The organism is Streptoalloteichus tenebrarius (assembly GCF_024171885.1).
GTDB classification, from domain to species: Bacteria; Actinomycetota; Actinomycetes; order Mycobacteriales; family Pseudonocardiaceae; genus Streptoalloteichus; species Streptoalloteichus tenebrarius.
This window is the reverse complement of record NZ_JAMTCP010000020.1, coordinates 26,451-49,010: the sequence shown is the minus strand read 5'-3', so window position 1 is coordinate 49,010 and position 22,560 is coordinate 26,451. Positions and strand designations below refer to the sequence as shown.

Sequence of the window (22,560 nt, the reverse complement as noted above, 5' to 3'; positions counted from 1 at the left end):
ACCGCGACGAGCGAGCAAGGGAGATCTCTCATGGCTGGAGACACCGTCATCACGGTGATCGGGAACCTGACCGCCGACCCCGAGTTGCGGTTCACCCCCTCCGGGGCGGCGGTCGCCAACTTCACCATCGCCTCCACCCCCCGCGCCTTCGACCGGCAGTCGGGCGAGTGGCGCGACGGCGAGACCCTGTTCCTCCGGTGCAGCCTCTGGCAGCAGGCCGCCGAGAACGTCACCGAGAGCCTCACCAGGGGCACGCGCGTCATCGCCCAGGGACGCCTGGTCCAACGCTCCTACGAGACCAAGGAGGGCGAGAAGCGGACCGTGGTGGAGCTGATGGTGGACGAGATCGGCCCGTCCCTGCGCCACGCCACCGCCAAGGTCAACAAGATCGCCAGGGGTGGTGGCGGGGGCGGCGGTGGGGCGCACGCCCCGGCCAGCGATCCGTGGGCCTCGGCACCGGCCGCCGCGGGGGCTGGCCTGCCCGACGAGCCCCCGTTCTGATCCTTGGTGGTCGTCGTCGGGCGGCATCGAGACACGCCGCCGGGTGGTCGCTTCCGGCGCGGGTCCGGAAGCGACCACCCGAGCGGGAGAGAGGGCCGGCGAGGCCCTCAGCGCGTGCCGGGGTCGTGCCTGGCCGGGACGGCGTCCCGTCAGGAGCAACTGAGTTTGCCGAAACGCGCGTCGTCGGCCCATCCGGTGTTCGCCCACGCGGAGGCCGGAGCGGGGGTGAGACCGGGAGTGATCCGCGTCAGCTCGTTCATCAGCCAGGAGGCGAAGGACGCCGCTCCCATCGGGCAGACGTGGATGCCGTCCTTGCTCCGCTCCGGCTTGCCGTCGCCGTTGCCGTCGAGTTGGAAGCGCGTGCCCCACACGGCCGAGGCGTCCAGGAAGTGCGCCCTGCCGCCCGAGGACGCGGCGACCTGGCGGGCGACCGCGGGCGCCCGGTTCAGCTCGGCCAGGTGCGGGGCGTAGAACGACTCGCCCTCCCTGATCGGCGGGTGGGTGACGAAGACGAGGGTGGCCCCCACGTCGCTCACGGCCCTGACCAGCCGCTCGTAGCCGGCGCGTTGCTCGGCCTCGGCGCCCCAGTCATAGGTGGTGATCTGATAGACGACGAGGTCGGGCCGTGACGAGGAGAGCTGGCCGGGCAGGGTCTCCCAGGTCATCCCGGCGATCGGCCCCACGACGCCACCGCCGCCGGCCGCGGCGGCCGACTCCAGGGTCACGCCGCTGGCCCGCATCGCCGCCGTGAGCGCGGGTTCCTCGGCCTCGGCGATCGAGTCGCCGAGCAGGAGCGCCTTGGACGGGCCGGAGCCGGGCCGGCCGCGGGTCGCCGTCGAACCGAGCGCGGACGTGTCGATCGCGGACGCGGACGGCCGGGGCACGGCGACCCACAGGGCGGCGAGCGCCACCATCACGGCCGTGAGGGCGGCCAGGCCGGAGCGCCCCCTGGCCCAGGCCGCGCGGAACCGGATCGGGTCCTCCACGACCCGCTTCGACACGGCGGCGGCCACCAGGGACACCGCCAGCAGGACCGCCGTCCTCGGCCAGCCGCCGAACCCGAGCCGGTCCTCGGTCAACAACACGAAGATCGGCCAGTGCCAGAGGTAGAGGCTGTAGGAGATCTCGCCGATCCAGCGCACCGGCGACACGCCGAGGAGACGGGACACGGGGGCGTCCGGGGCCTGCGCGCAGAGGGCGACCACCAACGCGGACACCAGCGAGTGCAGGAACAGGCCGCCCTGGAACAACGAGGCCGATCCGGTCCCGTCGACGACGAACCACGAGAGGAGCAGGCCGACGAGCAGCGGCACCAGCACCAGGTTCGCCCGTCCGCGCAGGAAGGAGATCCACTGTCGGACGGGCGGGCTCGCCGCCAACGCGCCCAGCAACAGGGAGAAGGCGCGGGTGTCCGTGCCCGTGTAGACCCGCGTGGGATCGGCCGGGTTCACGAGCAGCGCCATGAGCGCCAGCGAGACCACCGAGGCCAACCCGGCCACGAGCGCGAGGCGCGTGCCGAGCGCCCGTCGGCCGCGGGCGAGGAGCACCAGCACCACGGGCCAGACGAGGTAGAACTGCTCCTCGATCGCGATGCTCCACAGGTGTCCGAAGACGCGCGCCGGGCCGAAGCGGTCCCAGTAGCCGGCGGACTCGGCGATCAGGTGCCAGTTCACCAGGTTCGCCTGCACCCAGGGGCCGTCCGACAGCGCCAGGCTCCGTTCAGCCGGCGTGCCCAGCGCCCACACGAGCAGCGTCGTGCCCACGAGCACCACCGCGAGCGCGGGGAGCAGGCGCCGGAGGCGGCGGGCCCAGAACGAGGGCAGGGAGACGGTTCCGGTCGCGGCGACCTCGCGCAGGAGCAGGTCGGTGATCAGGTATCCGGACAGGGCGAAGAAGAGGTCCACGCCGAGGAACCCGCCCCGCAGATGTCCCGCGTGGAACAGCAGCACGCCGATGATCGCGACACCGCGCAGCCCGTCCAGTGCCGCGATGTGCTTCCGTCGCGTGCCAGCGGAGCTGGCTGACGATCCCTTGTGGACGGTCGCGTCCCCGGGTTGTTGTGGTTGGCTCGCTGTTTTCACGTTATCCCACCCTGCGGTGTGGACGTACCGCTCTCGTCCGAGGAATGTCCCGGGTCTGTCGCGGTCCGGTCCACTGAGATCAACACCGGCAACACCGGCAACACTGGCAACGCCGACAACATGGCAACACCGTCAGCGCCGTCAGCAGCCGGGAACGGCGCGGAACGCGTAGCCCTGCGCGGCGAGGGCGGGCAGGGCCGTGCGCAGCGCCTGGACCGTCTGGGAGCGGTCGCCCCCGCCGTCGTGCAGGAGCACCACCATGCCGGGCCGCACCCGGGAGACCAACCGGTCGGCGATCACGTCGGCTCCTGGCCGCTTCCAGTCCTCGGTGTCGACGTTCCACAGCACCGGGCGCAGTCCTTTGGCCCGCAGCCGGGCCTTCACGGCGTCGTTGGTCGCGCCCTCCGGCGGTCGCAGGCAGCGACTCGTCGAGCCGACCCGCCGCAGCGCCTCGCCGGCGCGGTCGATCTCGGCGTCACCCTGCCCGGCGTCGACCCTGGTCAGGTTCTGGTGGCTCCAGGTGTGGCTGGCGACGACGTGGCCCTCGTTGATCACGCGGCGGGCGAGGTCGTGGTGGGCGTCCAGGTTCTGGCCGATGGCGAAGAAGACGGCCTTGGCGTTGTTCTCCCTGAGGATGTCGAGGATCTGGCCCGTCTCCGTGCCGGGGCCGTCGTCGAAGGTCAGGTAGATCTCCTTGGCGTGCCCCGCGCCCTGGGCGGGGTGGTCGTCCCACGGGGACGGCGAGCCGGCCCACGACGCCGCCGCGTGGCAGCCGGACGTGGCTGCGACCACGGCCGCGATCAGTGGCAGGAGCCGGTTTCGGACGGTGCGAGCGACGCGGGGAGCAGACATGTCCCCGACGCTCCCCGTGATGTGTCCCGATAGGACCCGCGCAATGTCCGAGTTGTGTCGCAAAGCCGCGTGATCGACGGGGAGGCGGGGTGTGCCGCACCTACGATGGGCCCCGTGGCCCGGGTGTTGTTGGTGGAGGATGACGAGTCCGTGCGCCGTGCCCTCTCCCTGGCGCTGGGCCGGCACGGGCACGACATCGTCGAAGCCGCGTCCGGAGAGGACGGACTCGCGGTGCTGCGCGCCGAGCGCCCGGACATCGTGGTGCTGGACCTCATGCTGCCCGGGATGGACGGGTTCGAGGTCTGCCGTCGCATCCGGGCCGAGGGGGACGTGCCCGTCGTCATGCTCACCGCGCGCGGTGACGACCTCGACGTGGTGGGCGGACTGGAGGCCGGCGCCGACGACTACGTCACCAAGCCGGTGCGCCCGCGCGTGCTGGACGCCCGGATCAGGGCGGTGCTGCGTCGGGGCACTCCCCAGCAGCGGCCCGTGGAGACCTACCGGGACCTGGTCATCGACCGCGCCGCGCTCACCGTCGCCAGGAACGGCCGGCCGGTCTCGCTCACCCCGACGGAGCTGCGCCTCCTGCTGGAGCTGTCCCAGAGCCCCGGCCAGGTGCTCAGCCGGCAGCAACTCCTGCGCGCGGTGTGGGAACACGACTACCTCGGGGACTCGCGGCTGGTGGACAACTGCGTGCAGCGGCTGCGCGCCAAGATCGAGAGCGATCCGGCGCGGCCGGTGTTCGTGCAGACCGTGCGGGGCTTCGGCTACCGCTTCGGGCCGGTATGACCGCCCGACGGCGCCAGCTCGTGCCACCGGGGCTGCGGGGGCTGCGGCCCCGCCTGGTCCTCGCCTTCGTCACGGTGACGGTTCTCGGGGCTGGGATCGCGGCGTGGGCGAGCTACGTCTCGGCCAGCGAGTCGCTGGTCGCCGAGACCCAGACCAGGGTCACCGAGAGCACGCGGCGTCAGCTCGCCGCCGTGGCCCCCGACACGGCGTACCCGCCGGACCAGGCGGCCCTGGACCGGCTGCGGGCGGTCGTGGGCGGACAGGCCCTGGTGACCTACGGCGGGTCGCGGTCCTCGTCCGAGCCCGAGGTCCACCCCCTCACGCCCGAGATCCGCGCCGCCGTGCGGGAGCGGAACCGCCTCGTCGTGCAACGCGTCGCCTCGGACACCGGGCCGAAGCTGCTCGTCGGCGCCCCGGTGTTGATGATCGGCATGGACGGCGCCCGACGGCCGTCCGGCATCGAGGTCTACCTCGTGCACGACCTGGCCCCGACCCAGCGGCAGATCGACGCGCTGGCGCGGTCGGCCGCGCTGACCAGCGCGGCGGCGCTGCCCCTCGCGGTCCTGATCGCCCTCCTGGCCGCGCGCGGCGTCCTCCGCCCGGTGCGCGAGCTGCGCGACACCGCGCGCCGGCTGGCCGAGGGCGACCTCGGCGCGCGCCAGCGACCACGCGGTGTCGACGAGCTGGCGGAGCTGACCGCCACGTTCAACCAGACCGCCGAGGCGCTGGAGCGGCTCGTGGCCCGCCACCAGCGGATGGAGGCCGACGCCCGCCGGTTCGTCGCCGACGTCTCCCACGAGCTGCGCACGCCGCTCACCACGCTCACCGCCGTGGTCGAGGTGCTGGAGTCCGAGGTCGACCGGATGCCGCCGGACGCGCGCGCGTCCACGGCGCTGGCGGTGGAGGAGACCCGCAAGCTGACCCGGCTGGTGGAGGACCTCATCGAGGTCTCCCGGTTCGACGCGGGCGTGGTCCGGCTCCGGGTGGAGGAGACGGACCTGCGCCGGGCCGTGCTGGACTGCCTGGAGGCCAGGGGGTGGCGGGACGAGGTCGACCTGGACGCTCCCGAGGGTGTCACCGCGCCAGTGGACCGGCGACGCCTCGACGTCGTCGTCGCCAACCTCGTCGGCAACGCCCTCCGGCACGGCGCGCCGCCGGTCGTCGTGCGGGTGCGGGCGGAGGAGCCGTGGGTCGTGGTCGAGGTGACCGACCACGGCCCTGGGCTGCCCGGGGACCTCGCCGAGCGGGTCTTCGAGCGTTTCACCAAGGCCGACCAGGCGCGGGCGCGCTCGGAGGGCAGCGGGCTGGGCCTGGCGATCGCCAGGGAGAACGCCAGGCTGCACGGCGGGGACATCGAGGCGGGGAACGCGCCGGGCGGCGGCGCGCGGTTCGTGGTGCGCCTGCCTCGGCGACGCGCGGAGGAGGACCAGTGACCCGGTGGCCGCGGCACGCGGTGCTGGTCCTGTTGTCCCTGCTCGTGGCGGGGTGCGGCGCGCTCGGCCCGACCGGGGTCGCCGACGGTGGCGACGCGCCGGCCGGTGTCGCCACCGGTGCGCCGCTCTACTTCCTCGACAGCGCCGGCGCGCTTCGCGCCTCCCCGAGGGCGACCGGCCGGCTCGGTGACATCCGGGGCGCGGTGGAGCTGCTCATGACCGGGCCCTCCCCCATCGAACGCGACGCCGGTCTGCGCACCGAGATTCCCCGCCAGGAGGTGTTGCGGTCGGTCGTGTACCGCAGGGAGCGGGACATCGTGGTCATTCTCCCGTTCGCCAGTCGCGAGCTGCCCGCCAAGGGGGCGGACCAGGTCGTCTGCACGGCGCTCGCCGTCCATCTCCTCAGCGGGGGCGGTGTCAGGGACACGCACGTGATCCTCGGTTTCACCGATGGGGAGTCGGAACCGCGGAGCTGCCCCGTCCTCCCCGGCTGACCGCGCATGCGCCACGTCAGCGGCGGCACCGCACCTCCACTGTCCTCTGTGGACTGTCTTTCCGCCCTTCAGGGACTGCTCTCCGACACCTCCTCGTGGGACCCGATCGTCGTCCGGCCGGTCGACGACGGCGTGAGAGGAAGGTGCAGAAGGTCGGCCGTGCAGTGGCAGGGCCTGCCGCACCGCAGGCATCGGGAGCCGGCATCCATCGGATCCGACGACCAGTAACCGGGTAGGGAGCGGACAACGGTGAAGCCCGCCGAGAGGAGCAGCGGTTTGCTGCTGGCGCCGGGGAAGGACGGCCAGTGCAGGACGTAGACGTCACGGCACCCCTGGCCTCGTAGCCAGCCCAGCAGGCTGTCCAGCAGGCGTTTTCCGACGCGATGACCGCGGTGCGCGGGGTCGACGGCGATGAGGTCCAGCAGACCGGGGCGACCACTGTCGTCCCACGCGGGCAGCGTGTCAGGGGGCAGGGTCGCGGCCAACCGCCGGTATCCCTCGGCGGTCAGGAGGCGGACGGAGGCGGCGCCCAGCACCGTGCCCGGTGGCACCGAGTGGGCGGCGAACGCGGCGAACGCGGGGTCCGCCAGATCCTGGAGCATCTGGGCGCGGGTGCCGGGGCCGGTTCCCAGACCCAACTGCTGGTCGAACAGGCGCATGATCTGGTCGAGGGTTCGCCTGTCGGACCCGTCCACCCGGCGGATCGTGTACTGGCTCACCTGGCCCTCCGTCCACTCAGGCCGGTCGTGGGCCCCCGCTCCTGAGTCGGGAGCCGGCAGCGTTCACTCGGTTCTCGTGTCGGCACCTCCGGAGGTGATCTCGTGGTAGAGCATCACCGGTCGTCCGTCGGGATCGGCCACGTAGGCGAGACGTTCCCCCGAGGGGTGGTCGGCGGGTCCATAGAGGACGGGCAGGCCGTCGGCGCGAAGCCGATCGACCGTGCGGTCGACGTCGTCGGTCTCCAGGCACAGCACGAACGAGGCCTCGTGCTCGCCGGAGGTGACGGGCTGTCGGCCGTGCAGGGGATCGTTCGGCAGGGACAGCCAGACCTGGTCCTCGCCGTGGACCAGTTGGATCAGCTCCGCCGGTTCCGGCTCCTGGGGCCACCGCCACTTCTGGTGAAATCCGAAGACCTCCGTGTAGAAGTCCGCGAGGCGGTGGAGATCGTCGGTGTAGATCATGATCATGGGTCGGGCGAAGGTCATGACGACACCCCCGGAACGGGTTCGTGGTGTGCGAGAAGTGTTTCCGCCGCCGCCACTCCGGACGTGAAGGCGGCCTCGTGCAGCCCGAGGCTGTCAGGTCCGAGGGGCGGCGTCTGGACGTAGGCGCCGGCGACGCTGACGCGCCCCTCGGTGTTCAGCGCCATGATCCCGTGCTGGAGGTGGATCGCCTCCGCGACGAACACGGGATGCCGGAAGTGTGTCTCGGCCACGACCAGGTCGTCCCGGATGGGCAGGGGGCTGTCCGGGGTGCGGAAGTAGTCCCGCGTGCTCCGAAGGCCCTGGGTCTGGTTGACGTAGGTCGTGTGCCAGGTCCGGAGGTCGCCGAAACGCCTGGTGCGACCGAAGTTGGAGGTGCCCCAGCGATGCCGGTCGGGGGCCATGACCACCGGGTCCCGGTGCAGGAGCAACGTGCACGCGTGATACGGGACGGCCGCGAGCCCGCGTTGGAGGGGGCTGGGCCGTTCGAGGAGGGACAGCGCCTCGTCGGCGTGGGTCGCGATGATCACGTGGTCGAAGGATTCTGATTTGTCGTGCGTGCGCAGCCGGACGCCGTCCGCCCGCTCCGCCACGCCCGTGACCCTGGTCGTGCGGATATGGCATCCCTGGCCCAAGAGCACGGCGCGGACCCGGCGCAGGTAAGTCGCCGTCCCACCTTCGATGGTGCGCCAGGGCACGGCGGCGGCGCCGGGGCCGTCCTCGGTCATCAGGCACAGGACGCTGCGCGCGGGCAGGCCCAACACCGTGGCGGAGGGCAGGTTCCACTGCGCGGAGGCGAGCTGGACGACGAAACTGTGGCGAAAGTCGGGGCCGAGACCGGTGTGCTCGGCGTACTCGCCCAGTGACAGATCGGGCTCGGTCAGCGCGGGGTGGGAGGCGCCCTCGACCCGGAACCGACGCGCCTGGTGGTGCAGGGCCGTGAACTCCGCGCTCGTCCCGCTCGGCGGTTCGCCGTCGAGGAAGTCGTAACCCGCCGGGGTGTAGGTGTCCCCCGTGTCGGCGTCGAAGAAGCACGGCCGTTCCCGGTAGGGCCTGCTGGCGACGCCCAGCTCGGTGAGAAAGGCCGCGAACCTCGGGAAGAGGGTCTCCTGGAACGCGAAGACCCCGATGTCGACCGCGAGCGCGCCGTCGCCGTCCTCCACGGAGATCGTGCGGGCGTCGCCCCCGAGATCGGCGGCCCGCTCGAACAGCGTGACGTCCACGCCGGTGTTCGGGGTGCGGCACAGCCGGTACGCGGCCGCGATCCCGGCGACACCAGCCCCCACGACCGCCACCCGTCGCACGTCTCGCACCGTCACCGGTTCTCGTGCGGGAAACGTCGAGCGTTCACTCATCGGCCGCCGGCCCTCCCGGGAGCTGGAGTGGTTCGGCCCTGGGAATCGGCCGGCGGAGGCTCTCCAGGCTCAGCCGCTCCCTGAGCGAGACCAGGACGCCCGCCGCCTCCAGGTAGTTGCCGACCACGTGGATCTCCGGCCGCACGCCGTCGCCCGGCGGAACGAGGTCCTCGGGCCGCAGTTCGCTGATCGTCTCGTTCTCCGTCACCAGGACCAGCGGAATGCCCTGCGCGAGCGCGGCGAACGCGGGGACGCCGCCGACGGCGGAGGCGGGGAGGACCACCGCGCCGACGTCCTCGGCGGTGAGGCGGGTGTCGCCGGGGACGACCGGCGCGTCCGCCGCGACGGGCTGGGGCGCGGCGGCGAGGCCGCGCAGGACCGAGACGAGGAAGGTCATGGAGATGACCTCGGCGGCGTCGCGCGGGTCCACCGGACCCTCGACCCTGAGTTCCTCCCAGAGCGTGAGCATGGGCGCGTGCGCGGCGGGAAGGCCGACGACGGTGGTCACGGCGTGGGTGAGCAGCGCCTCCACACCGCCCCACGGGTTGGGGACCTCCTTGCCCGCGTAGTAGTCGGCGCGCAGGCCAGGGTCGACCGCGATCTCACTGGTGATCGCGAGGGCGTCCACCGAGCGGGCCGCCTGCGAGGCGAGGTCGAGGATCTCCCCGAGGTTGGTGACGTCGCCGAGGGCGCGCCCGGAGTCGCTGTAGAACACGCTCGCGCGGAGCGGTTTCCCGCACACCCACACCGGCCCCAGCTCCAGTCCGCCCACCGCCCTGGCGGCGTTGACGGCGTTGAGGACGTTGTTGAGCAGGTCCTCGCCCCTCGGGGAGTCGACCAGGAGGCCGAGGCGGCGCGTCTGCCGGGGAAGCAGGTGGATCATGCCCGTGAGGAACCGGCTGAGCAGGTTGCCCTCCAGGTACAGGACGTTGTCGCGCGCCCAGTACAGGTCGGAGGCGGTGACGCAGTTGGGGTGGGTCAGGACGTAGTCGCACACGGCGGCGAGGAGGTTCGTCGCCGGGGTGGCGTCGCCGGAGAACCCGCCGATCTCCGCGCGAACCCCCGTCGGGACGACCTGGACGGCGACGAACCGCCCCGTCCGCTGGGGGCGGCGGGGGCGGAACTCCCACAGCGAGCCCCAGCGCTGCCCTCGCCCGCCGACTCCCTTCAGGACCGACATCTCGAACCGCAGCCGCGCGTCGTCGGCGGCGACGAGGGCCAGGCGCAGCGGGAACTCGTCCTCGGTGGAATGCGGAGCCAGCAGCCCGGCCACCGTCGGCCAGGTCAGGGGCTGTGCCGGGCGCGCGACGTCGACCAGGCGGTGTTCAACGCTGCCCATGGCTCCTCCAGAGACTGCGGTAGGCGAGGTCGCTGGAGCCCTGGGCGGTCAGCAGCTCGCCGGTGCGGGTCAGGCGGTGGACCGAGGGCCAGGGCAGTCCGGTGAAGGACGACCACCGGGCCTGGGCGTAGGCGCCGAGCTGGAGGAAGAACAGCGGCTGCCCCACGCGCAGCGGGTCGCGGAACCGGTACCGGCCGAACACGTCGCCGGCCAGGGGCGAGCATCCCGCGATCTCGTACTCCCGGCCGGACTCGGGGCTCGGCTCGTTGCCGGGCGCGTGGACCTCGGGCGCCCACGCGTACTCGAACACCTCCGGCGCGTGCCCCACCGTCGTGTCGACGACCGCGACCGTGACGTCGTCCGTGTCGATCACGTCGAGCACCCGGGTCGCCAGGACGCCGGCGTCCCGGACCACGCCGGTCCCCGGTTCGGTGAGGATCGTCGGCACCCCCAGCGCGCGGACCCCGCGCGTCATCTCCGCGAAGTCCTCGCGTCCGTCCACGACACCGGGGCGCAGCCAGCCTCCCCCGACGTTGAGGTACTCCAGCCGGGGCAGCAGCGGCGCGGCCACGGTGGTCAACCAGTCCAGACTGGACACGACCGCGCCGAGGCTGGAGGACTCGCAGGCGATGTGGAAGTGCAGGCCGGAGACTCCCCGCCCTCCGTCCTCGACGACCCATCGCTCGAAGAGGCCTGGGGGCACACCGAGCTTCGACCCGGGTCGAGCCGGGTCGTACCGGAGGTCCTTGGCGGTGGAGAACTTGGGGTTGACCCGCAGGCCGACCCGGGGCTTCAGTCCTTTGTGGACGGATCGGACACGGTCGAGAGTGGACAGTGAGTTGACGTTGACGTAGTCCGCCACGGCCGCCACCTCGGGCCAGGTCTGCTGGGAGACGCCGAGCCCGGTGAGATGAACGGGCTTCGCGCCGGGACCGAGGATCTCGCGCACGAGGCGGGCCTCGGCTGTCGTGCACGCGTCGAACCCTGCCGTGCGGCCGGCGAGCTGGGTGACGACGAAGTCGAGCGTGCAGGGTTTCACCGAGTACAGCAGGTCGACCTGGAGCGGAGCGAGGAAGTCGAGGTACTCGTCCACGTTCGCGTGCAGCACGGCGTCGAGGTAGAGGAGCGCGGGTGTGCGGATCTCGCCGAGCCTCGGCACGACGTCCCGCTCCAGGCACAGTCGGATGTCCTGGAAGCGCTGCTGCTCGCTGCTACCGATCGAGAACATGTGGGAGTTCCTTGGTCGAGCAGCGGGGTGGCCTCGGCCCGGACCACTGCTCGTTCGCGGTGCGGTGCTGCGGCCACCGCCTCCGCCTGACCTCCCGTGGGATCCACGGTTCTCGGGGCGGAGAGTGCGCGGCCCGGCACACCCTGTCCTGGCGCAATCTTCTGACACTGGCATCGCGCGGCCACGCACGACGGACTACGCCCGCGTTCGGTGACCTCTTGCGCCATCTCACTATGCGACAGGCCACGCGAAGGCGGTACAGCACCCGGGAAAGACCCCGAGAAACCCCCGCTTCTGGTGACAACCTTCCCGCGCTTTTCACCCTTTCGGGGGCCCACGAGGGTGGACGACCACGACGACCGTCGCTGTCACCCGAGCAGGGGTCTCCGAGGCCGAGGCCGGTGGGTAGACCAAGGACACGGAGAGGCCGACTCCTCACTCACGGCCCACCCGGAATCGGTCCCAGCTCAGGAGCCCCCATGCTGTCCCACGAGGGGAAGAAGGCCGTCATCACGGGCGGAACCGGCACCATCGGCCTGGCCATGGCCGAGCTGCTGCTCGCCAGGGGCGCCGACGTCATCCTCACGGGGCGTGACGAGGGGAGGATGCGGGACGCCAGGACCAGGCTGGGATCACCGGCGGCGCACGTGGTGCGGTTCGACGCGACGAGCATGGACGACATCGACACGCTCGGGGCGCTCGTCCAGCGCGTGTTCGGGCAGCTCGACGCCGTCTTCGTCAACCACGGCGTCTTCGAGCCGGAACAGCTCCTGGAGCGGGTGACCGAGGCGAGCTACGACCGGCACTTCGCCATCAACACCAAGGGCGCCTACTTCACGGTGCGACGCCTGGCCCCGCTCGTCCGGGACGGCGGCGCGATCATCCTCATGACCGCGGCCCACGACCTCGGCTACCCCGGCACCAGTGTCTACTCCGGAAGCAAGGAGGCCCTCCGGGGATTCGCCAAGGTGTTCGCCGCCGAGTTCCTCCCCAGGAGGATCAGGGTCAACTGCGTGGCGCCGGGCTATGTCGAGTCGACCACCGCGAACCCGGACCTGCCCGAGGAGTACCGGGCGGAGTTCGAGCGCCGGGGCGCCGAGACGACCCCGCTCGGCCGTGCGGGCACCGCGGAGGAGGTCGCCGCCGCCGCGCTGTTTCTCGCCTTCGACGCGACCTTCACCACCGGCGCGGAACTGCTCGTCGACGGCGGAATCTCCCGATGCGCCCTGGACGCCCCGACGCCGAGATCCGGGCCGAAGGGTGAAGGGCGGGCCGAGTGTCCGCCCGGGCGCGAACCCTTCTCACGAGACGGACCGGCGCGCCGGACCTGACACCCCCAGAGGGGCGTCAGGCCCTTCGGCCCGCCGGACTTCGTTCGGTTGCGGGATCGCGGCGTGACCTGCGCTCAGGTCAGATGGTCGAACTCGCCGCTGGCCCAGCGGATGTGTCTCTCGGCCGCGCGGCGCACGACCTGCTTCGCGTTCTCGTTGATGGTGTCGCCGCCGAGCGTGTAGAGCCGGTCGTACTCGAAGGCGTCCAGCCGGTCGACGATGCGGCGCACCACCGAGGGCGAGAGCGGCACGAACTTGGGGAAGTTGCGGGTGAACGACACCCACGCGGGGTGGGCGGGCACGCCGGTGACGGTGTCCCCGACCAGCAGGGTGCCGTCGCTCGTGCGGGCGACCGAGCTGCCCCGCATGTGCCCTCCGACCTCGACGAGCTGGATGCCGGGGAGCGGCTCCACCTGGTCCCGCCAGTACCGGATCACGGGATCGGGGCGCGGCACCCACTCCTCGTCGTTGGCGTTGACCAGCACCGGGACGCCGCCGAACGCGTGGCTCCACGAAACCTGCGCGGCGAACATGTGCGGGTGGCTGGTGGCGACCACCGCGACCCCGCCCAGCTCGCGCACCTTGCCGAGGATCTCGTCGTCCAGGTAGGCGGGCGGGTCCCACAGCAGGTTGCCGTGCGGGGTGCGCGCGAGGAACGACCAGTGGCCGATGGCGAATCTCGGCTCCCTGCGCAGGCTGTGCACGTCGCGGCCGTGGTCGCGGTGCAGCACCTCGTGCGGCCGCGCGGCCAGTTCCTCGTGGGTGGTCCACCCGGTGCCGTGCGGCCCGAGGTCGCCGCGCTCCTCGATGCCGACCTCGCCCCGGTTGAGGACGCAGGCCTCGGGCGGCGCGGGCGACTCGGGGTGCTCCAGTCCGCAGCCGTCGCAGATCCATGTCTTCATCCGAGCATCGTCAGACCTCAAGCGCACTGGAGATCAACGGACCTCGCACCGGACCGACCGCCCGGAGCGCGTGGGACGGGGCCGGCCTCGGCCGAACCGGTGACACCCCCCTTGCTGCTTAGGTAAGGCTTTCATAACATGACTGACCATCGGTCAGGTTCTCCTCCGATCAACGGTCGCACGGCCCCGACGGTCCGTGGTCCGACAGCACGCGAGGAAGGCGCATGACGACGAACACGGCCAGGGCCGACGTCTCCCCCACCGTCGACGACCAGCGGAAACAGTCCCCCGACGAGGAAGTACCCCAGTTGATCGGCATCGGCGCCACAGCGCGCCTGCTGCGCCCCGTCTGGCCGCACCTGATCGCCTGCGCGACGTTCTCCGCGGTGGCGGCGGCCGCGGGTGCCGTGCCGTTCGTGGCGATCGCGGAGATCAGCCGGGTGCTGGTCACCGAGGGGACCGAGGCCGCCTCGGCGACGGTGTGGGCATGGGCGGGCGCCGGGGCCGCCTGCGCCTGGCTGCGCCTGCTGCTGCTGGGACTGTCCACCCACGTGGGCCACAAGGCCGACACCCAACTGGTGCGCCACCTCAGACTGCGGATCGTGCGGCACCTGGGCGTGGTGCCGCTCGGGTGGTTCCGCGCCGTGGGGTCCGGCCGCGTGAAGAAGGCGGTGAACGAGGACCTGGAGGCGATGCACGAGCTGGTCGCGCACGCCGTCGGCGGGCTCGTCGGGGCCGTCACCTCGATCCTGGTCGGGGTGGGCTACCTGGTGTCCGTGGACTGGCGGATGGCGCTGGTCACGCTGGCGGTGCCGGCGCTGGGGGTCCTCAGCTACCGGTGGGGGATGCGGTCACTGTCCGCCCAGATCCCCCGGCTGCTCGCCGCCGAGAGCCAGATCAGCGCCGCGAGCGTCGAGTACGTCGACGGCATCAGCGTGGTCAAGACGTTCGGCGGTGGCGGCGGTGGACGAGTTCTCGACCGCTTCGCCGACGCCGTGCGCGAGCACGTCGCGGCGCACAACGCCTGGCTGGCGGGAGTGCGGGCGAGTTCGATGCTGAACCGGGCCCTCGGCTCGGAGCTGACGGTGCTCGCCGTGGTGCTCGCCGCCGGACTGGGCTTCGTCGGCGCTGGATGGCTCCGCTTTCCCGACGTGCTGCCGTTCCTCGTCGTCGGCATCGGCCTGCCGACCTCGTTCGGTCCGGTTCTGCACGGGGCGCACGGCGTGCGCATGGCACGGGTCGCGGCGGGAAGCATCGAGCGCCTGCTGGCGCAGGAGCCGCTGCCCGAGCCGGCCAACCCGCGGCGCCCCACCGGCCACCGGGTGGAGCTGGACCGGGTGACGTTCTCCTACGACGGGGTGAGCAACGCGGTCGAGGAGATCAGCGCGGTCTGCGAGCCCGGCACGGTGACCGCCATCGTGGGTCCCTCGGGTGCGGGCAAGTCGACGTTGGCGAGCCTGGTGCCGCGGTTCTACGACGTGACCGGCGGCGCGATCCGCATCGGCGGCGTCGACGTGCGCCAGATGTCCTCGGCGACGTTGCTCTCCTCGATGTCGTTGGTGTTCCAGGACGTGGTGTTGCTACGCGACACCGTCAGGGAAAACATCCGGATCGGCCGGCCCGACGCCACCCACGAGGAAGTCCTTCAGGCCGCCAAGGCCGCGCAGGTCCACGACGTCATCGAACGCCTCCCCCACGGCTACGACACGATGTTGGGCACCGGCGAGAGCGGGCTGTCCGGCGGCGAACAACAGCGGCTGACGATCGCCAGGGCGATCCTGTCGGGCGCCCCCATCGTCATCCTCGACGAGGCCACCGCCTCGCTGGACCCCGACAGCGAAGCGGCCGTCCAGCAGGCGCTCACCGAACTCGTGGCGGGCAGGACCGTGCTGGTGATCGCGCACCGCCTGCACACCATCACCGCCGCCGACCAGATCCTCGTCCTCGACCGGGGCCGGCTGGTGGAGACGGGCACCCACCAGGAACTCCTCGCCAGGAACGGGCTCTACGCCCGCATGTGGCGCGCCCAGCGGAACGGAGACAACGCGTGATCCGCAAGATCTACCGTCTGTGGCCGCAGCGCGGGCTCCTGCTCCGCATCTGGTCGCTCACGGCGGCCCTGGCCGTCCTCCAGGGACTGCTGCTCGGTCTGCTGGTGCCGATCCTGCGCGCGCTGCTGCGCCCCGAGCCCGACTTCGCCGCCGCGACCCCGTGGCTGGTCGCCGGCGCGGTCGGTCTCGTGCTGCACCAGGTGCTCTTCGTGCTCTCGACGCCGGTCGAGTTCGGGGCGGGCACGAAGCTGGCCGCGCAACTGCGCCACCACCTGATGCGCCAGGTGACCACGCTGCCGCTGGGCTGGTTCACCACCGAGCGCAAGGCCGAGTTCGCCCGCACCGTCACCAGCGTGGTGGGCACGCTCGCCCCGCTCACGGTCCTGGTCGGCGGGCCGGCGATCACCGGCGTCGTCCTGCCCCTGACCGTCACGGCGGTCACGTTCGCCGTGGACTGGCGCCTCGCGCTGGTCCTCCTGGGGACCCTGCCGCTCGCGGTGCTCGCGCTCCGCCGCTCGCGGCGGATCGTCGCGGAGGTCTCCGTCGACATGGAGGTGGCCGGGAACGAGGTCGCCGGCCGGACGATCGAGTTCGGCCAGGCCCAGCCGGTGTTGCGCGCGGCGGGCCACGGGTCCACGGGCGGGGCGCGCATGCGGGCGGCGCTCGACGACCACTGTGGACGGAGCCTTCGCGCGCTGGACCGGATGCTGTTCCCCGACCTGTCCTACAGCGGCATCGTCATGGCGGGGTACGTGCTCGTGCTCGTCCTCGCGCTCCAGTTCCTGTTCACGGGGACGCTCTCGGCGCCGGACACGGTGGCCCTGCTCGTCCTGGTCGTGCGGTTCCTCGAATCGCTCGGCGGCATGATCGACCACGCCTCCGGGATCGGGGCCATGGACTACCTCGCCGACCGGGTCGAGGAGGTCCGGCACGTCCCGGCGCTGCCGAGAGCCGCGCGGCCGGTGCGCCGCGTCGACCGGGCCGACATCGAGTTCTCGGACGTGACCTTCCGCTACGAGCGGGGCAGGCCCGCCCTGTCCGGGGTTTCGTTCCGCTGCCGACCCGGAACGACCACCGCCCTCGTCGGGCCGTCTGGTTCGGGCAAGACCACCGTGATCCGCCTCATCGCCCGGTTCTTCGACGTCGACTCGGGCAGCGTCAGGGTCGGTGGCGTCGACGTGCGCGACCTCGACCACGACGTGCTGCTCGGCGAGATCGCCATCGTCTTCCAGGACGTGTACCTGTTCGACACCACCATCGAGGAGAACCTGCGCGTCGCCCGGCCCGACGCGACCGACGCGGACCTCGCGGCGGCGGCGCGGGCCGCCCGCCTCGACGAGGTCCTCGACCGCCTGCCGGACGGCTGGCGCACGCGCGTCGGCGAGGGCGGCCACCAGCTCTCCGGCGGGGAGCGGCAACGCGTGTCGATCGCCAGGGCCTTCCTCAAGCGGGCCCGCGTCGTGCTCGTCGACGAGGCCGCCTCGGCCCTCGACCCCGAGAACGAGAGCGCGGTGAACGACGCGATCGCCGCCCTCGCCGAGGACCCGGAGCGAACCGTCATCGTGATCGCGCACCGGCCCACCACGCTCACCTCGGCCGACCAGGTGATCGCCCTCGACGCGGGGCGCGTCGTGGAGACCGGGACCCCGGCCGAACTCCGGGACACCGGCGGGACCTTCGCCCGCATCTACCACCAGTACGAGAACGCACGAAGCTGGCGCATCAGCTCGTGAGGAAGGACCGCCATGACGACACACGCGGCGCCGGCCACCGCACGACGGGCCGGCCTGCGGGAGTGGTTCGGGCTCGCCGTGCTCGGCCTGCCGCTCGTGGTTCTGGCGATGGACACCAGCGTGCTGTACCTGGCCGTCCCCCACCTCGGAAACGACCTCCACCCGAGCGGCACCGAAACCTTGTGGATCATGGACGTCTACGGTTTCGTGATCGCCGGCTTCCTGGTCCCCATGGGTGCGCTCGGCGACCGGTTCGGCCGGCGCCGGCTGCTGATGGTCGGTGTCGCGCTGTTCGCCGCGGCGTCGCTGCTCTGCGCCTACTCCTCCTCCGCGTCGATGCTCATCGGCGCGCGTGCCGCGCTCGGCGTGGCCGGGGCGATGGTGATGCCGTCCACCCTGGCGTTGGTCAGGACCATGTTCTCCGATCCCAGGCAGCGCACGTTGGCCATCGCGATCTGGTCGGTCGCGTTCACCTGCGGCATGGTCGCCGGTCCCGTGGTCGGCGGCCTGCTGCTGGAGCGGTTCTGGTGGGGCTCGGTGTTCCTCGTCGGGGTGGTGGTGGCGGCGGTCCTGGTGGTCGCGCCGGTGCTGGTGCCCGAGTACCGCGACGCCGAGGCCGGCCGACTCGACCTGATCAGTGTCGTGCTGTCGCTCTGCGCCATCCTGCCGGTGGTCTACGGCGTCAAGGAGATCGCGGTCGGCCACGGCTCCCCGGCGTCCTGGCTCGCCGTCCTGGCCGGCGTCGGCATCGGGGTGCTGTTCGTCCGCCGACAGCGGCGGATCCCCCACCCGGTGATCGACGTGCGGCTGTTCGCCAACCGGTCCCTGTCGACCGCGCTGATCCTGATCGTCGTCGGGATGACGACCTTCAACGGGGTGAACTTCCTCTACCCGCAGCTTCTCCAGATGGTCAGGGGAGCCTCCCCGTTCCACGCCGGCCTGTGGATGCTCCTGGTCACGGCGGCCACGGCGGTCGGCAACATCGCGGTGCCCTTCCTCGCGCGCCGGGCGCGCCCCACCCACGTCCTCGTCGGCGGCCTGGTGGTGTCGTTGCTGGGTTTCCTCCTGATGACCCGGGTCCAGCCGGACACGGGCATGGCGGTGGTGATGGCCGCCGCCGTGGCGGTCATGCTCGGCAGCACGCCGATCGGCGTGCTCGGCACGGACATCGTGGTGAGCGCGGCCCCGCCGGAGAAGGCCGGGGCGGCCGCGGCACTGACCCAGACCTGCGCCAAGCTCGGTGTCGGGCTCGGGATCGCGGTCATGGGCACCGTCCTCACCGCCACCTACCGCCACGACCTGGCCGCGTCCGCGCCGAGCACGCTGCCGCGCGGGACGGTCGAGTCCGCCCGGGAGAGCCTCAACGACGCGATCACCGTCTCCTCGCGCCTGCCAGGCGGGCAGGGTGACCAGCTCCTCCACGCGGCCAAGGAGGCGTTCACCAGTGGCCTCAACGTCGTCGCCATCGTCTGCGCCGCATTGGTGGCCGCGCTGGTGATCCTCGTCCTCGTGCTCCTCCGAGGCTCGTCCTCCCGCGACAGGAACACCGGCCCAGGAGCCGAGAAGACCACAGCCTCCTGACCCTGGGCACTTGTGGAAGGTGGACAGTGAGTTCGCAACACATCGAGGTCGCCGAAGCACTCATCGGCGTCGGCAACGGAAACGAGGCGGAGATCTCGGCCACCGCGCGGCGGCTTGGGTTCGACAGTGTCGCCTCCTACCTGCTCGCGGAGCTGGCACAGCGGTGCACTCCGATCACACTGCCCCGGAGGGTGGCCACGCACGTCCGCCTCGGCTGGGGCGAGCGAATGTGGGACCACGGGTTCGTGTTCGGTCCGAACGGAATGACCAACGCACCCGGTGTCCCCTCCGACGCGCACGCCCGTATCAGCGTCTCCCTGGTCGACCTGGTCCACATGCTGCTGGGGACCGGGCGCGTCCGCGAGTCCGCGCGGTGGACCCATCGCCTGCTGCCGGAGTCACCGGCACCGGAGCGCGGCGCGAACGCGGACGCGGCGCAGACGGACTACGAGTTGGTTCTCCTGGTGGGAAAGGCGTCCCAAGCCATCCTGGGTGGCGCTCGCCAAGCGCCCACCCTGACCGACCTGGCGGTGCGCTTCGACTCCGACAAGTGGGGCAGCACGCACTGGTACGCGCAGCACTACCAACGTCACTTCGAGTCCCGGAGGGACGAACCCGTACGCGTCCTGGAAATCGGCATCGGTGGTTACGACCAGGCCGAGCTGTCAAAATGTTCCCTACACATGTGGCAGCACTACTTCCACCGAGGGCTGGTGTTCGGCGTCGACATCGGGAAGAAGAGGGTGCCGGGAACGCGGGTCCGCACGTTCACCGGCGACCAGGGCGACCCGGGGTTCCTGTCCTCGCTGGCGTCCGAGATCGGGCCGCTGGACGTCGTCATCGATGACGGCAGCCATCGCAACGATCATGTGCTCACCTCCTTCCGCACCCTCTTCCCCCTGTTGCGGGACGACGGGATCTACGTCATCGAGGACCTTCACACCTCCTACTGGCGCACCAGCGGCGGGGACCCGGACGACCTCAACTCCACCCGGACGTCCACCGGTTTCCTGAAGACGCTGGTGGACGGCCTGCACCACCAGGAGTATGAGAACGGCCGCGCGACCGGCGACCCCGGCGTGGTGGAGCTGCACTTCTACCACAACATCGCCTTCATCCAGAAGGGCGTGAACGACGAGTGCGGCCCGGAGTGGATGCGCAGGTTCGGCTACGAACCACAGTGAGCAGCAAAGGGGCTTGTACCGTGAGAGTCCTGTTCTCCAGTCTCGATTCCTACGGGCACTTATGTCCTCTGGTCCCCTTGGCCTTGGCCGCGAGTGAGGCGGGGCACGAGGTCGTCTTCGCGACAGCCGAGACCCGACACGCGGCACTGCGCTCGGTCGGGCTCCGGCCGGTCGCGGCCGGCCCCTCCGTCGAGGAGACCTTCCACTTCTTCGCCCGACAGTCCTACGGCGTCACCGAGGGCCTGAGGAGCGGAGAACTGTCCGAGCATCAACGCAACGACCTCATCGCCTTCGTGACCGGGTCATTCCTCCCACGGCGTCTCACCGAGCAACTCCTACCGGTCATCGCGGACTTCGCCCCGGACCTGGTCGTCTGGGAGTGTTACAACTTCGGCGCGGCCTTCGCCGCCAAGCTCAGCGGAACACCGTCCCTGTGCCACGGGATCTGCCGTATCACGAGCTTCGACCTGCACGACCACATCGTCAGCGCCGCTCGGAACACCGGTGTGGAGTTGCTCGGACCCGACTGGGCCCCGGACTGGGGACACAGTCTCGGCGACCGGCTTCTGGACATCTTTCCCCCGTCGCTCCAGGGCCTCGACTTCCTGGCGGCGGAGTACCGGCTGGAGCTGCGACCCGAGTCGGCCGAGGCGGCGAACCCCGGGGACCCCGTGGCCGCCTGGGCGGGCACCCGGCCCCGTCCGCTCGTGTACCTGACGATGGGCACGGTCTTCGGTTCGGAACAGGTGCTGCGGCAGGCCGTTCGGGGGCTGGGCGAGCTGGAGGTCGACGTGCTGGTGGCGACGGGGCCGAAGGTGCGACTGGACACGTTCGGCTCCGTCCCGGAGAACGTCCGTCTGACGTCCTGGATTCCCCAGTCGGCGGTGCTTCCCCACGCGGATCTCGTGGTGCACCACGGTGGCAGCGGAACGACCCTGGGCAGCGTGGCGGCCGGTGTGCCGCAACTGTTCCTGCCCCAGGGCGCCGACCATTTCGTCAACGCCGACGCCGTGTCGGGGGTGGGCGCGGGGCGACGTCTGTCGGTCGAGGACCTGACAGCCGAAACGATCGCGGGCGCGGCACGGGCGCTGCTGGACGACGAGGCTGCCCACCACGCGGCGGGCCGCGTGGCCGCGGAGATCGCGAAGATGCCGTCGGCCAAGGAGACCGCCGCGCGGCTCGTCGACCTCGCGCCGTGATGAGCCCACACCCCGCTGGTTGAGCCCTCCCGCCTCCGTCCGGGAATCGGCGTGGACATCAGGAAAGCGCGACGAAGGCGCTCCTGGTCCCGGCCTGCGGTCTGTCGCGGTCATGGACCGGGAGCGCCTCGCGGGTGCCTGCCAGGACCACCGTGTTGTGCCGACGAAAAGTCGACGCGACGGTTCGTACAAGCCGGGGGACAACTTCGTCTTCGCCGGCCAGTGCCTGGACGACCGCGCGCACCAGGGCACCTGGACGGCGCCGGACGACGGTCGCCCGGTGCTGCTGGTCTCCCTCGGCACGTTCTACAACAAGAAGCCGGACTTCTTCCGGCAGTGCGTGGCCGCGTTCGGCTCGCTGGACTGGACGGTGGTCATGTCGGTGGGCAACCACGTCGACGTGACCGACCTCGGTTCGCTGCCACCGAACATCAAGGTCCACCCCTCGGTGCCGCAGATGTCTGTGTTGTCCCAGGCCACCGTGTTCGTCACGCACGCGGGAATGGGCAGCACGATCGAGGGCCTGTACTGGGGCGTGCCGATGGTGGCCGTGCTACAGGCGATGGACCAGTACGTCAACGCGGCGCGCATCGCCGACCTCGGGGTGGGCCGGCACGTCCCGCAGGAGGAGGCGACCGCCGAGGTGCTGCGGGACCTGGTCGTGGCGCTCGCGAACGACGAAGACGTCACGCGACGCTGCGCCGAGATCCGGCAGGAGGTGCGCCGCTCGGGCAGCACGGCGAAGGCCGCCGACTTCGTCGAGAGCTGTCTGACCAGGCCGAAGGCTGACTGAGCGCCTCCTCGTGTGCCCGCGTCGCCCCGGCGCGGGCACACGAGCGGCGCGGGGCGACCGGGCCCGGCTGGTGGATGCGCTGGGTAGTGACCGAACGCGCACTGTCATCACCCGTCCGAGGTGGTCGGGCGAGCCGGACGGGTCGGGAGCACCCTGACTACCGTGGACGCACGGGACCTCACGGCGGCCGAGGTCGCGTTGGCGCGCCGGGTGATCACGGACGCCCTGACCGAGGCCAGGGACCGGGCCGAACGGCTCGGCGCCGGCCGGCGCCGCAACCAGGTGCACCAGTGGCTGACGGCCTGGTCGACACGCGGTGACCTCGACGAACAGGCACTCCCCGTCGTGCTGCGCTTCGCCGTGCGGGAACAGGGCGCGCTGGTCGACCGGATCATGCGGGGCCGGCCGGTGGACCAGGCCGACCTGGACGCGGCCCGGCACAAGGTCGACGTCGTGCGCGCCTACCTGCGACGGGTCGAGCCCCCGGCGCCCCGGCGCGGCGAGTGAGCGGC

At 71.7% G+C, this 22,560-nt stretch carries 20 protein-coding genes; 12 read left to right on the top strand and 8 right to left on the bottom strand.

Features of this window, described 5'->3' with window-relative positions; genetic code table 11:
* Positions 1-30: 30 nt before the first annotated feature.
* The gene (locus LX15_RS17550; protein ID WP_253670690.1) at positions 31-501 is read left to right on the top strand and encodes a single-stranded DNA-binding protein; all 471 of its coding nucleotides are present in this window, start codon (positions 31-33) and stop codon (positions 499-501) included.
* A gap of 149 nt (positions 502-650) precedes the next feature.
* Here LX15_RS17550 and LX15_RS17545 read toward each other — a convergent pair whose 3' ends face one another.
* Both LX15_RS17545 and LX15_RS17540 read right to left on the bottom strand, forming a co-directional pair.
* Complete coding sequence (locus LX15_RS17545) at positions 651-2,582, bottom strand: SGNH/GDSL hydrolase family protein (RefSeq protein ID WP_253670689.1); 1,932 nt, start codon at positions 2,580-2,582, stop codon at positions 651-653.
* A gap of 141 nt (positions 2,583-2,723) precedes the next feature.
* On the bottom strand, positions 2,724-3,434 hold the full coding sequence (locus LX15_RS17540) for a polysaccharide deacetylase family protein (RefSeq protein WP_253670688.1): 711 nt from the start codon (positions 3,432-3,434) through the stop codon (positions 2,724-2,726).
* A gap of 114 nt (positions 3,435-3,548) precedes the next feature.
* Here LX15_RS17540 and LX15_RS17535 point away from each other — a divergent pair, with 114 nt between their 5' ends.
* From LX15_RS17535 to LX15_RS17525, 3 genes are read left to right on the top strand one after another with little or no spacing between them, the layout of a single operon-like run.
* The gene (locus LX15_RS17535; RefSeq protein WP_253670687.1) at positions 3,549-4,223 is read left to right on the top strand and encodes a response regulator; all 675 of its coding nucleotides are present in this window, start codon (positions 3,549-3,551) and stop codon (positions 4,221-4,223) included.
* The gene (locus LX15_RS17530) at positions 4,220-5,656 is read left to right on the top strand and encodes an ATP-binding protein (protein WP_253670686.1); all 1,437 of its coding nucleotides are present in this window, start codon (positions 4,220-4,222) and stop codon (positions 5,654-5,656) included. Before LX15_RS17535 ends, LX15_RS17530 begins: the two co-directional genes overlap by 4 nt.
* On the top strand, positions 5,653-6,150 hold the full coding sequence (locus LX15_RS17525) for a hypothetical protein (RefSeq protein ID WP_253670685.1): 498 nt from the start codon (positions 5,653-5,655) through the stop codon (positions 6,148-6,150). The genes LX15_RS17530 and LX15_RS17525 overlap by 4 nt, the downstream gene beginning before the upstream one ends.
* Positions 6,151-6,218: 68 nt before the next feature.
* Here the strand turns inward: LX15_RS17525 and LX15_RS17520 are convergent, their stop codons facing one another.
* The 5 genes from LX15_RS17520 to LX15_RS17500 form a co-directional block, all read right to left on the bottom strand.
* Entirely contained in the window at positions 6,219-6,869 is a 651-nt protein-coding gene (locus LX15_RS17520) for a GNAT family N-acetyltransferase (protein WP_253670684.1), read from the bottom strand.
* A 63-nt stretch (positions 6,870-6,932) separates the two neighbouring features.
* Positions 6,933-7,355 (bottom strand): VOC family protein, encoded by a 423-nt coding sequence (locus LX15_RS17515; RefSeq protein WP_253670683.1) that lies wholly within the window; start codon positions 7,353-7,355, stop codon positions 6,933-6,935.
* Positions 7,352-8,656, bottom strand: coding sequence for an FAD-dependent oxidoreductase (locus tag LX15_RS17510; RefSeq protein ID WP_253670682.1), 1,305 nt, complete (start codon positions 8,654-8,656; stop codon positions 7,352-7,354). Before LX15_RS17510 ends, LX15_RS17515 begins: the two co-directional genes overlap by 4 nt.
* A 43-nt stretch (positions 8,657-8,699) precedes the next feature.
* Entirely contained in the window at positions 8,700-10,046 is a 1,347-nt protein-coding gene (locus tag LX15_RS17505; protein ID WP_253670681.1) for a DUF3326 domain-containing protein, read from the bottom strand.
* Entirely contained in the window at positions 10,033-11,274 is a 1,242-nt protein-coding gene (locus LX15_RS17500) for a type III PLP-dependent enzyme domain-containing protein (RefSeq protein ID WP_253670680.1), read from the bottom strand. The genes LX15_RS17505 and LX15_RS17500 overlap by 14 nt, the downstream gene beginning before the upstream one ends.
* A gap of 479 nt (positions 11,275-11,753) precedes the next feature.
* On the opposite strand from LX15_RS17500, the gene LX15_RS17495 reads away from it, so the two are divergent.
* Complete coding sequence (locus LX15_RS17495) at positions 11,754-12,605, top strand: SDR family oxidoreductase (protein WP_253670679.1); 852 nt, start codon at positions 11,754-11,756, stop codon at positions 12,603-12,605.
* A gap of 74 nt (positions 12,606-12,679) precedes the next feature.
* On the opposite strand, the gene LX15_RS17490 is transcribed toward LX15_RS17495, so the two are convergent.
* The gene (locus LX15_RS17490) at positions 12,680-13,507 is read right to left on the bottom strand and encodes an MBL fold metallo-hydrolase (protein ID WP_253670678.1); all 828 of its coding nucleotides are present in this window, start codon (positions 13,505-13,507) and stop codon (positions 12,680-12,682) included.
* Between the two features lie 224 nt (positions 13,508-13,731).
* On the opposite strand from LX15_RS17490, the gene LX15_RS17485 reads away from it, so the two are divergent.
* From LX15_RS17485 to LX15_RS17455, 7 genes are all read left to right on the top strand, one after another.
* Entirely contained in the window at positions 13,732-15,558 is a 1,827-nt protein-coding gene (locus LX15_RS17485; protein ID WP_253670677.1) for an ABC transporter ATP-binding protein, read from the top strand.
* On the top strand, positions 15,555-17,291 hold the full coding sequence (locus LX15_RS17480; protein WP_253670676.1) for an ABC transporter ATP-binding protein: 1,737 nt from the start codon (positions 15,555-15,557) through the stop codon (positions 17,289-17,291). Before LX15_RS17485 ends, LX15_RS17480 begins: the two co-directional genes overlap by 4 nt.
* Before the next feature lie 12 nt (positions 17,292-17,303).
* Positions 17,304-18,872, top strand: a complete 1,569-nt coding sequence (locus LX15_RS17475) for an MFS transporter (protein WP_253670675.1) — start codon at positions 17,304-17,306, stop codon at positions 18,870-18,872.
* A gap of 26 nt (positions 18,873-18,898) precedes the next feature.
* Complete coding sequence (locus LX15_RS17470) at positions 18,899-20,056, top strand: class I SAM-dependent methyltransferase (protein WP_253670674.1); 1,158 nt, start codon at positions 18,899-18,901, stop codon at positions 20,054-20,056.
* A gap of 77 nt (positions 20,057-20,133) precedes the next feature.
* Positions 20,134-21,255, top strand: a complete 1,122-nt coding sequence (locus LX15_RS17465) for a glycosyltransferase (protein WP_253670673.1) — start codon at positions 20,134-20,136, stop codon at positions 21,253-21,255.
* 157 nt (positions 21,256-21,412) lie between these two features.
* Entirely contained in the window at positions 21,413-22,048 is a 636-nt protein-coding gene (locus tag LX15_RS17460) for a nucleotide disphospho-sugar-binding domain-containing protein (protein WP_253670672.1), read from the top strand.
* 162 nt (positions 22,049-22,210) lie between these two features.
* Positions 22,211-22,555, top strand: a complete 345-nt coding sequence (locus LX15_RS17455) for a hypothetical protein (protein WP_253670671.1) — start codon at positions 22,211-22,213, stop codon at positions 22,553-22,555.
* Positions 22,556-22,560: the final 5 nt, after the last annotated feature.